Consider the following 12237-nt stretch of genomic DNA (forward strand, 5'->3'; position numbering starts at 1 on the left):
GCGCAGCCCCCTCAACAACCCCCTCCGCAATACCCTCCGCAACCCCCTCAACAATCACATGCGCATTCGTCCCACTGATCCCGAACGACGACACACCCGCCCGCCGCGGATGCCCACCCTCCGCCCACACCCGCGCCTCGGTAAGCAACCGCACCTCGCCCGCCGTCCAGTCGACATGCGGCGTCGGTTCATCCACGTGCAGCGTCTGCGGCAGCACCCCGTGCCGCATCGCCATCACCATCTTGATCACACCCGCAACACCCGCCGCCCACTGCATGTGGCCGACGTTGGACTTGAGCGAGCCGAGCCACAACGGACGGTCCGCGTCACGTCCCTTGCCATAGGTCGCGATCAGCGCCTGCGCCTCGATCGGATCACCCAGCGACGTACCCGTACCATGCGCCTCGACCACATCCACCTCGTTCGACGCCAGCCGCGCATTGGCCAGCGCCTGCCGGATCACCCGCTGCTGCGCCTGCCCGTTCGGCGCCGTCAGACCATTACTCGCACCATCCTGATTAATCGCGGAACCCCGCACCACCGCCAGCACCCGATGCCCGTTCCGCCGCGCATCCGACAACCGCTCCACCAACAGCACACCCACACCCTCGGCCCAGCTGGTGCCGTCGGCCGACTCGGCGAACGCCTTGCACCGCCCATCCGAAGCCAACCCACCCTGCCGACTGAACTCCATGAAGCTCTCCGGAGTGGGCATGACGGTGACGCCGCCCGCGATGGCGAGGGAGCACTCGCCTGAGCGCAGGGAGGCGGCAGCCAGGTGGAGCGCGACCAGGGAGGAGGAACACGCCGTGTCAACAGTGACGGTCGGGCCCTCGAGCCCGAATACGTAGGCGACGCGGCCGGAGATGATGGATGTGGACTTACCCGTCAGGGAGTAGCCCTTGACCTCATCTGGAAGACTGATAAGAGAGCCGCCGTATCCGGAGTTACCGGCGCCGACGAAGACGCCGGTCTCGCTGCCGCGCAGGTCGGCAGGGTTGATTCCGGCTCGCTCAAGGACCTCCCAGGACGTTTCGAGCAGCAGCCGCTGCTGCGGGTCCATCGCCAGCGCCTCACGCGGCGAGATCCCGAACAGCGCCGCATCGAACTCATCGGCGTCATGCAGGAAACCACCCCGCCGCACGTAACTCGTCCGCGAGTATCCGGGGTCCCCGTAGTGGAAGCCATCGGCGTCCCAGCCGCGCCAATCCGGCACTTCCGTGATCGCGTCCCCGCCCTCGGACACGAGCCGCCAAAGATCCTCAGGAGAACGCACCTCACCCGGGAAACGGCAGGCCATCCCGACAATCGCGATCGGCTCGTGGCTGCCTTCCTCCATCTCGGAGATCCGCCTGCGTGCCTGCCGCAGGTCCCTGGTGGCCCGCTTGAGGTAGTCGCGGAGCTGCTCTTCGTTACTCATAGCGTCACCTGTCCGAGACCGCGTCAGGAAGTTTCGAGTTCGTCGAGAAGGTTGAACAGTTCGGCATCCGACGCGGACTGCACTGAGTCGTCGTCGCCAGCTTCGCCCTTGGCCGTTCCGCCCTGGCCGTCCCACTGCGAGAGCAGCGACCGCAGCCGCATCGATATCTCGCTGCGCACCTCGTCGGCCGCAGTCAAGGAGGACAGGGCAGCCTTGAGCCGGTCGAGCTCGGTGAGGACGTTGGTGGCGGCAGCCTCGTCCCCTTCCGACGCGATGTCGGTGAGGAGGTGCTCGGTGAGCTCCACCGGGGTGGGGTGGTCGAAGACGGCGGTGGCCGACAGGCGGACCCCGGTCACCACGTTGAGTCGGTTGCGCAGCTCTACGGCGGTGAGCGAATCGAATCCGGCGTCCCGGAACGATCGTTCGGTGTCGATCTCGCGCGCCCCGCCGTGGCCGAGGACGACAGACGCGTGCTCGCAGACCAACTCCAGCATCATGCGTCGGCGTTCCCCCTCCGGGGCACCGGCAAGGCGGCGCATCGCCTCCTGGGCGACGGCGGCGTCCGGCGTGCTGCCGACGGCGCGGCGCGCCGGGGCCTGGACCAGGCCGCGCAGCAGGGCGGGCACGTTCCCGTCAGCCGTTCCACGGGCACGGACCGCCGCCAGGTCCAGCCGGGTGGGCACCACGGCGGCCTCGCCGAGGTCCAGCGCGGCGTCGAGCAAGGCAAGTCCCTCATTCGAGCTCATCGCACGCAGGCCCATGCGGCCGAGGCGGGCCCGGTCGCCGGCGCCGAGCGCCGCGGTCATGCCGCTCGCCTCCTCCCACAGGCCCCAGGCCAGCGACACGGCAGGCAGGCTCCGCTCGTGGCGGCGGACGGCGAGGGCGTCGAGGAGCGCGTTGGCCGCGGCGTAGTTGCCCTGTCCCGGGCTGCCGAAGACGCCAGCGGCCGAGGAGAACAGCACGAAGGCCGAAAGGTCGAGGTCCGCGGTGAGTTCGTCCAGGACGAGCGCTGCCTGCGCCTTGGGGGCGAAGACCCGCGCGACCTGGTCGTCCGTGAGGGAGGTGATCACGGCGTCGTCCACCACGCCGGCGGTGTGCACGACGGCGCGTAGAGGGTGCTCGGCGGGGACGTCGGCAAGTACGCGGGCCAGTGCGTCGCGGTCGGTGACGTCGCAGGCGACCGCGTTCACCGAAGCGCCGAGGCGCTCCAGTTCCGCGCTCCACTCGCTGACGCCTTCGGCGGCGGGGCCGCGTCGGCTGGTCAGCAGCAGGTGCCGGACGCCGTGCTCGGTGACCAGGTGGCGGGCCACCAGCCGGCCGAGCGTGCCGGTGCCGCCGGTGATGAGGACGGTGCCGTGTTCGTCCCACGTCCGGGGCGGGGTGAGCACGACCTTGCCCACGTGCCGGGCCTGGCTGACGAACCGGAACGCCTCCGGGGCCCGCCGCATGTCGAACGTCCGGACGGGCAGCGGCGTCAGCGATCCTGCCGCCAGCAGGTCGGCGACGCGGGCGAACATGGCGCCGATACGTTCCGGCCCGGCCGCGAGGAGGTCGAACGACTGGTAGGCGACCCCGGCGTGCTGCTCGGAGACCAGGCGCGGGTCACGGATGTCCGCCTTGCCCATCTCCAGGAACCGGCCGCCGCGCGGCAGTAGTTCCAGAGATGCGTCGATGAACTCGCCGGAGAGCGCGTTCAGGACGACATCGACGCCGCGTCCGTCCGTGGCACCGAGGAAAGCATCGCGGAAGTCGAGTGTCCGCGAGGAGGCGATATGTGCGTCGTCGAGTCCGAGGCCGCGCAGTGTCTCCCACTTCCCGGGGCTGGCCGTGGCGAAGACCTCGGCACCGAGGTGGCGGGCGAGTTGCACGGCCGCCATGCCCACGCCACCCGCGCCCGCGTGTACCAGGACGGCTTCCCCGGCGCGGACGCCGGCGAGTTCGACCAGGCCGAGCCAGGCGGTGAGAAAGACCACCGGCACCCCGGCGGCCGTTTCGAGGGACCATGCCTCGGGCAGGCGGGCCAGCATCCGCGCATCGGCGACGACCCGGGTGGCGAACCCCTGGGGCACGATGCCCATGACCCGGTCACCAGCGGCGAGGCCGGTGACGCCGGGCCCGGTCTCAAGCACGATGCCGGCGACCTCGTCGCCGAGCCAGGGGGCGGCTTCTCCCGAGTACATGCCGAGGGCGATCAGTACGTCGCGGAAGTTCATTCCGGCGGCCGATACAGCGACCCTGACCTGGCCCGCTTCGAGGGGGGCGTCGGCCTCGGGGCACGGCTCGAGCACCAGATTCTCCAGCGTTCCCGTGCTGGTGATGCCGAGCCGCCAGGAGTCGGCACCGGACGGGGGGCGCAGGCGTTCGGTGCCCTCGGCGCGGGCGAGGCGCGGGCCGAATATCTGTTCGCCGCGGAGCCGGAGCTGTTCCTCACCGGTGGCCACGGCGGCCAGAATCTTCTCCGGGGAGAGACGGTCGCCGTCGCTGTCGACGAGCACGAACCGGCCGGGGTTCTCGGCCTGTGCGGAGCGGACGAGGCCCGACACCGCGGCGTGCGCCAGCGAGCCTTCGCGGGTGACGAGTACCAGGCGGGAGTCCGCGAAGCGCTCGTCCGCCAGCCATTCCCTCAGCAGCGACAGGGTTCGTGTGACGGCGCCGTGCGCGTCGGTCTCCGCGCCGACGCGGGCGACAACGAGGCCGGGGGTATCGTCGGAGGCGATCTCCGTCAGGTCGGTGGCTCCTGCAGCCAGTTCGGCGACGCTCGGTCCCGGGACGGACTCGGGCGCCGGGGCGAGCGGAGTCCATTCGACGTGGAAGAGGGATTCCTGTCCGATCGGCGCGGCGCGCAGCCCCTCGGGGGATACCGACCGCAGCGCGAGGGAGTCGACGATGGCGATGGGCGCACCGGTGCCGTCGGCGAGCAGGAGCGACACGGCACCGCCTCCCGCCGGGGCGATCCTGACCCGGAGGGTACCGGCGCCCGAGGCGAAGAGTTCAATGCCTGCGAAGGAGAACGGCAGCACCGGCTTCCCATCCGAGGACACCATCCTCAGCAGGGGAATCGGGTGCAGCGCGGCATCGAGCAGGGCCGGGTGCAGGGCGAAGCCGTCCTTGCCGCAGCCCTCGGGCAGGGCGACCTCGGCGAAGACCTCCGCTTCGCGCCGCCACACGGCTCGCAGGCCCTGGAAGGCGGGGCCGTAATCCATTCCGGCCTCGGCGAGCAGGGGGTAAAAGTCGGCGGCGTCGAGAGGCTCGGCACCTGCCGGGGGCCACTGTGCGAGGCCGTCGGCCGGCTCGCCGGTCCCGGAGGGGGCGAGGAGTCCCGAAACGTGCTGGGTCCAAGGGGCGTCGTCACGGCTCTCGGGGCGCGAGTGCACACCAAAGGGATAGTGTCCGGCGTCGTCGGCTTCCCCGACCACGACCTGGAGTTGCGTGGCCCCGCTCTCCGGCAGCACAAGGGGCGCCTGGAGGGTGAGTTCCTCGATCCTGCCGCAGCCGACCTCGTCGCCGGCCCGGACGGCCAGGTCGACGAAGGCGGTCGCCGGGAGCAGCGTCGTCCCTGCCACCCGGTGGTCGGCCAGCCACGGATGGGCCGATGCCGAGAGGCGCCCGGTGAACAGGACGCCACGGCCGTCGGCCAGGGCCACTGCGGCGCCGAGCAGCGGATGGCCGCCCTGGCGGACGCCGAGCGCTGCCGCGTCGGCGGCTCCGGTGCCGGGCTGTACCCAGTAACGCTGCCGCTGGAAGGCGTAGGTGGGCAGGTCGACCCGCGTGCCGCCGGCGAACACGGCCGGCCAGTCGGCGTCGGCGCCGGTGGCCCAGGCCCGGGCCAGCCCTTCCAGGGCCGTCTCCGGCTCCGGGCGGTCTTTGCGGAGGAGGGCGACGGCCACCGTGTCGTCCGGGGCCCGCAGGCACTCGGCGGTGAGGCCGGTGAGGGTGCCGTCGGGGCCGATCTCCATGATGTGGCGCACGCCCTCGGCCTCCAGCACGCGGACGGCGTCCGCGAACCGCACGGCTTCGCGGACGTGGCGTACCCAGTAGTCGGCCGACGCCAGATCCCCGTCGACCGCTCGGCGGCCGGTGAGCGTGGAGGCGATGGGCAGTCGGGGCCGATGGAAGGTGAGTTCCTGCACCACGGTTCGGAATTCGGCGAGCATGGGGTCCATCAGCGGCGAGTGGAAGGCATGACTGACGTTCAGGCGGCGGGTCTTCGCTCCCCGGCCGGCGAAGTCGTCGGCGACGGCGGTCACCACCGTTTCGGATCCCGAGACGACAGTGGCGGCGGGTCCGTTGACGGCGGCGATTCCGGCCGCGTCGCGGTGGTCCGCGAGCGCTTCGGCGACCTCGTGCTCGGGGGCGGCGATGGCGACCATGGCGCCCCCATCGGGCAACCGCTGCATGAGCCGGCCCCGGGCGGCGACCAGCGCGGCGGCGTCGGGCAGGGAGAGGATGCCGGCGACGTGCGCCGCCGCGATCTCCCCGACCGAGTGTCCCGCGAGGTAGTCGGGGCGCACGCCCCAGGAGGTCACCAGCCGGTACAGGGCGACCTCGAACACGAAGATGGCCGGCTGGGCCCACTCCGTCCGGCGCAGCGCCTCCTCGTCCTCGCCGTGGACGACCTCGGTCAGCGGGCGGGGCAGGAGGGGGCCGAGGGCGGCGGCGGCCTCGTCCCAGGCCGCCGCGAAAACCGGGTACGTCTCGTACAGTTCGCGACCCATCCCGAGCCGCTGGGCGCCCTGTCCTGCGAACAGCAGGCCAACCCTTGCGTCGCCGCGGGCCGTGCCACGGACTATGCCGGGCCGTTCGGCTCCGGAGCTCGCCGCGTCCAGTCCGCCCAGCAGATCCTCCCGGGAACCACCGATCACCACGGCCCTGTGCGTGAGCGCGGCCCGGGTCGCCGCCAGCGACCAGGCGACGTCCACGGGGTGGCCGGCGGCTTCGTCCCCGAGGAACTCCCGCAGGCGGGCGGCCTGCTCGCGCACCGCGTCGGGCATGTGGCCGGACAGCGGCCACGCGGTGGGCGCGGTGCCGGCCGCAGCCGCGGGACGTGTCCCGGACGGGGCGTCGTCCGCGGTCTCCGCCTCTTCGAGGATCACGTGCGCGTTGGTTCCGCTGATACCGAACGAGGAGACCGCGCCCCGCCGCGGCGCGTCGCCCCGGGGCCAGACCCTGGCCTCTGTCAGGAGTTCCACCGCACCGGACTCCCAGTCCACGTGCGAGGACGGCTGGTCGACGTGCAGGGTTTTCGCGAGGACGCCGTGACGCAGCGCCATGATCATCTTGATGACCCCGGCAACCCCGGCGGCGGCCTGGGTGTGACCGATGTTGGACTTGACCGTGCCCAGCCACAGGGGCCGTTCCGCATCCCGGTCCTGCCCATAGGTGGCCAGCAGTGCCTGCGCCTCGATGGGGTCGCCCAGTTTGGTGCCGGTGCCGTGTGCCTCCACCGCATCCACATCGGCGGCCGACAGCCGGGCGTCGGCCAGGGCGCGCCGGATAACGTCCTCCTGGGCCTCGTCGTTGGGCGCGGTCAGGCCATTGCTGGCGCCGTCCTGATTGACGGCCGAGCCGCGCACCACGGCCAGCACGCGGTGGCCGTTCCTGCGGGCGTCGGACAGCCGTTCCAGTACGAGCATGCCCACCCCCTCGGCGGGGCCGAAACCGTCGGCCGCCTCCGAGAACGCCTTGCACCTGCTGTCGGGTGAGAGGGCCTGCTGGCGGCTGAGGTCGACGATCCAGCTGGGTGTGGACATGACGGTGACGCCGCCGGCCAGCGCCATGCGGCACTCACCACGCCGCAGGGAACGTACGGCCAGGTGCAGGGCGACGAGCGAGCCGGAGCAGGCGGTGTCCACCGTGAGTGCGGGGCCTCGCAGACCGAAGGAGTAGGCGATACGGCCGGACATCACGCTGGTGGTGTTTCCGACGGCGAGGTGGCCCTCCAACTCCTCGGCAGCGGGGTCACCGAAGCGGGGCGCGTACTCCTGGGGGGCGGCGCCGACGAAGACGCCGAAGTCTTCGCCGCGCAGACCGGTGGGGGGCAGCCCCGCGCGTTCCAGGGCCTCCCAGGAGGTTTCGAGCAGCAACCGCTGCTGCGGGTCCATCGCCAGCGCCTCACGCGGCGAGATCCCGAACAGTTCGGCGTCGAACTCGGCGGCGTCGGGGAGAAATCCGCCGGAACGCAGGTAGCTCTTGCCGAGGCTCAGCGGATCGGGGTCGTACAGCTCTTCCGTCTCCCAGCCGCGATCTTCGGGGAAGGGCGAGAGCCCTTCCGCGCCATCGGCGACGAGCCGCCAGAGATCTTCGGGAGACGCGACACCGCCCGGGTAGCGGCAGGCCATGGCGACCACGGCGATCGGCTCGTGGGCCCCGTCCTCCGTCTCCTTCAGGCGCTGCCGAGTCTCGCGGAGATCGGCCGTGACCAGCTTGAGGTAATCGCGGAGCTTTTCTTCGTTCGCAGACATCGGAAAGTTACTCTCTGAAACGGAGGCTGAAGGCCGGTCACGGCAATGTGTGCGGCAATCCGCTGAATATCCGGCTCGCACGGGATGCCGGGTCAGTCATGGGCATATCGCCACAGGGCAGTGACGGTCCCTGTTGTGCCGCTCCATGCCGTTCGGCTTCCCCCGCGGTCTGCGCGTCTTCCACTGCACGCTCCCCGTGTTCTTGCTCCCCGATTCTGCGTTCCCTTCCGGTGACCCGGCTCTGGGGGCGGACCCCAGGCAACACCCCAGCTCTCACCAGCGGCCCCGGCCCGCGGCGGACCAAGAGAGATCGAGGCCGGGCGAGCACGCGCCCGCCCGCGTCCCGCGAGCCCGCAGGACGGTGCCGGAACATGCGCGCGGAGCGGCGAGGCGGACGAGAAAGCCACGGTCTTCGGCCGTCGGCGGTGCGGCACACACCGGTGCCGCTCGGGCCCTCCGCGGAGCGGGCCGTTCGCGGTGTCTGCCGCCTGCGGGAACCGTGAACTCGCGGACAGCGGGTGCCGTGTCCCGGACGCGCGACGGGCAGCGGCGCGCCGCCCCGGCGGATGCCGAGGGGCACCGGTGTCCTTCCCCGGCACGGTGCGCGCAACCGCGGCCGGGCCCGGGAGGGTGGTGAAGGTGAACACCCCGCCAGCGTCGTCATGGGCCGACGGGCTCGTCACTCGATGCCCAGCTCCTTGTCGATGAGTGCGAACATTTCGTCGTCCGTGGCCGAGGCCAGCTCCGCGCCCCGCGCCGCAGCCGGCTCCGTGGCAGGGCTGTCGAACTCGTTCAGCAGGGCCCGCAGTCTGTCCATCACGGCCTGCCGGTTCGTGTTGTCGGTTCCCATGCCGGTCAGCGTGGTGCGCAGCCGGTCGAGGTCTTCGAGCACGGCCGCGCCTGCCGCCGTCTCCTGCTGCGCGGAGAGGTCGGTGCTCAACCGGTCGACGAGCTGGGAGGGGGTGGGATGCCGGAAGACGACCGTGCTGGGCAGCCGCAGGCCGGTCGAGGCGTTGACGCGGTTGCGCAGCTCGACGGCGGTGAGCGAGTCGAACCCCACGTCGCGGAAGGGCCGGTCGGGCTCGACGTCCTGCGCGGTGCCGTGCCGCAGGACTGCGGCGGCGTGGGAGCGCACCATGTCGAGGAGGAGGCGCCGGCGCTCCTCCGGGACGGCATCGGCGAGCTGCCGCGCGAAGGGGACCTCGTCCGTGTCCGTGGTCCGGTCGGCCAGGGGAGCGGAGCGCCGCCGGACGGCACCGCCAAGGCCCCGCAGCACGGCGGGCAGCTGACCCGCCGCCCGGTCCCGCAGCCCGGCCGTGTCGAGCCGGGCCGTCACCAGACAAGGATCGCCCGCGGCGACCGCCTCGTCGAACAGGGCGAGCCCTTCGGTGGAGTCCAGCGGCGCGATGCCCGTCCGGGAGAGGCGTCCCACGTCCTCGGTGTCCAGGTGCCCCGTCATGCCGCTGGCCTCGCGCCACAGCCCCCAGGCCAGGGAGACCGCGGGCAGGCCGCGGGCGCGGCGGCGGCGGGCCAGGGCGTCGAGCGCCGCGTTGGCGGCGGCGTAGTTGGCCTGGCCGGCGGTGCCGAGCACGCCGGCCACGGAGGAATACAGCACGAAAGCGTCCAGGTCGAGGCCGGTGGTCAGCTCGTCCAGCAGCGCGGCGGACCGCGTCTTGGCCTGCAGCACGCGTTCGACCTGCTCCTGCGTCATGGCCTCGATGGTGGCGTCGTCGAGCAGCCCGGCGGCGTGGACCACCGCGCCCAGCGGCCGGTCCCCCGGGATGCTGTCCAGGAGCGAGCTCAGGGACTCGCGATCGCCGACGTCGCAGGCGGCCACGTCCGCCTCGGCACCGAGCGCGGCCAGCTCTGCGGCGAGTTCGGCCGCGCCTTCGGCCTCCGGTCCGCGCCTGCTGGTCAGCAGCAGGTGCCGGATGCCGTGCTCGGTGACCAGGTGGCGGGCCAGCAGGGCGCCGAGCACACCGGTGCCGCCGGTGATCAGCACGGTGCGGCCCGGGTCCCAGGGGCGGCGGGTGGTCAGGACGAGTTTGCCGAGGTGGTTCGCGCGCCGCAGCGTATCGAACGCCTCGGGGGCGGCGTCTATCGGCCAGCTGCTGATGGGCGGCGGCCGGAAGCTGCCGTCGGCGAACCGGGCGTCGAGCGTGCGCAGGGCATCCCGGACGCGGTCGGGGCTCTCCGCCTTCAGGTCGAAGTGGCGGTACCGGACGCCCGGGTGAGCGGCGGCGAGGACATCCGCTTCCCTGATGTCGGTCTTGCCCATCTCGACGAACCAGCCGCCGCCGGGCAGGAGGTCGAGGGAGGCGTCGGTGAACTCGCCGCTGAGGGCGTTCATCACGACGTCCATGCCCGCGCCGCCTGTCGCGGTAAGGAACCGTGCGCGGAAGTCGAGGTCGCGACTGGAGGCAATGTGGTCGTCGTCAAGACCGAGTCCGCGCAGCAGGTGCTGCTTGGCCGGACTCGCGGTGGCGAAGACCTCGGCGCCGACGTACCGGGCGACCTGGAGCGCCGCCAGACCGAGCCCGCCGGTCGCGGCGTGGATCAGGACCCTGTCGCCGCCGGAGAGGCCCGCGAGGTCGACCAGGCCCATCCACGCGGTGAGGAACGCGACGGGGACGGATGCCCCCTGCTCGTAGGTCCAGCCGTCCGGCAGCCGCGTCAGGGTCCGGGCGTCCGCGACGGCGACCGGCCCCATGGCTTCCGGCACCAGGCCCATCACCCGGTCGCCGACGCGCAGATCCGTCACGCCGGGACCGACCTCCGTGACGGTGCCGGAACCCTCCACTCCCATGTCCTCAAGCCCCGGCACCATCGCCAGGGCGATCACGATGTCCCGGAAGTTCAGTCCTGCCGCACCGATCGCGATCCGGACGGAGCCCTCCGGCAGCGGGGCGTTCGCCCGCGGCGCGGGCAGCGCCGCCACATTGTCCACCGAGCCCTTGGCCGCGACCCCGAGCCGCCAGTGGCCCTCGGGGCGGGTGAGGACGCGCCGCACGGCGCGCGCCAGCCGGGGCACGGTCGTCTGGCCGCCGTTCACGCGGAGTTCGGGCTCGTCGGTGGCCGCCACCGCGGCGCTCGACGCGAAGTCCGGGTCGTCGACGGCGTGGACCAGCGTAAACCTGCCTGGGTGTTCGTTCTGCGCGCTGCGCACCAGTCCGGCGACCGCCGCCGCCGCCGGGGTGTCGCCGGTGAGGGCGAAGACGAGCCGCGAAGCCGAGAAACGATCCTCGGCGAGCCACGCCTGTACCAGTGCGAGAGCGTCGTTCACGGCCTCGGAGATGTCGCGCCCGCCGGACATGGGGACCACCACGGTCGCGGGCGGCGGAGAGGGAACCGCCGACAGGTCCGCCGTGCCGGGGCCGAGCACCAGCCCGCTTCCTTCGGGGGGCTCGGGGGCTGCCTCCGGGGCCGGGACCCAGTCGACCCGGTAGAGACCGTCGGAAGCGCCGGCGGCGTCCTGGCGCATCTCCTGCATGACGAGGGACTCGATGACGGCTACGGGGCGGCCCGCAGTGTCGGTCAACCGGATGACAAGGGTATCCGGCCCGCCGGGCGCGATGTGGACACGTGCGGCGGCGACGCCCGTGGCATGGAGTTCGACACCGGAGAAGGTGAACGGCAGCACAAGGGCGCCGGCTCCCTCCTCGGACTGGTGCAGGAGCGCACCATGCAGGCAGGCGTCGAGCAGAGCCGGATGCAAACCGTGACGCCCGGCCTCGGACTGATGTTCCAGTGGGAGCGCTACCTCCGCGAAGACCTCGTCGCCGCGCCGCCACGCGGCCTTCACCCCCTGAAACGCCGGGCCGTACTCGTAACCCCTGGCGGCCAGTCCCGGGTAGAGCCCGGCGACGTCGACCGGCTCGGCCCCGGCCGGGGGCCAGCTCCGTGGCCCGGCCTCGGGCCCGCTTCCGCGGACGGGGGCAAGCACGCCCGTGGCATGGCAGGTCCACGGCTCGTCCCGGTCGGCGTCCACGTGCCGGGAATGGGCGGTGAACGTGTGACGGCCCTCCGCAACGTCCGAGCCCTCGGGGGCCTGCACGACTATCTGGAGCTGAACGGAGCCGCGTTCCGGCAGGCGCAGCGGGGATTGGAGGGTCAGTTCCTCCAGCCGTCCGCAGCCGATGGCTTCTCCGGCCCGGAGGGCAAGTTCGACGAAGGCCGTGCCCGGCAGCAGCACGGCGCCCTCGACGGCGTGGTCGGTGAGCCAGGGGACCGCGGCGTGCGACAGGGTGGCCACCAGCAGCGCCCCGTCGCCGCCGGCGAGCTGCACCACGGTTTCGGCGACCGGATGGTCCTTCGTCTCCTGGCCGGCAACTGGCGGGGCCATCCAGTAGCGCCGGC

Annotated in this window: 3 protein-coding genes; all 3 read right to left on the reverse strand. The window is 72.3% G+C overall.

What is annotated here, in order from left to right; all coding sequences use genetic code 11:
* A partial coding sequence (locus STBA_RS04025) for a beta-ketoacyl synthase N-terminal-like domain-containing protein (protein WP_171987634.1) occupies positions 1-1420 on the reverse strand: 1420 nt, incomplete at its 3' end.
* Between the two features lie 23 nt (positions 1421-1443).
* Positions 1444-7881: a type I polyketide synthase gene (locus STBA_RS04030; RefSeq protein WP_079251703.1), complete on the reverse strand. Its 6438-nt coding sequence runs from the start codon at positions 7879-7881 to the stop codon at positions 1444-1446.
* 679 nt (positions 7882-8560) lie between these two features.
* Positions 8561-12237, reverse strand: a 3677-nt coding sequence (locus STBA_RS04040) for an SDR family NAD(P)-dependent oxidoreductase (protein ID WP_079251704.1), incomplete at its 5' end; no start/stop codon positions are given.

The organism is Streptomyces sp. MP131-18 (assembly GCF_001984575.1).
Lineage (GTDB): Bacteria > Actinomycetota > Actinomycetes > Streptomycetales > Streptomycetaceae > Streptomyces > Streptomyces johnsoniae.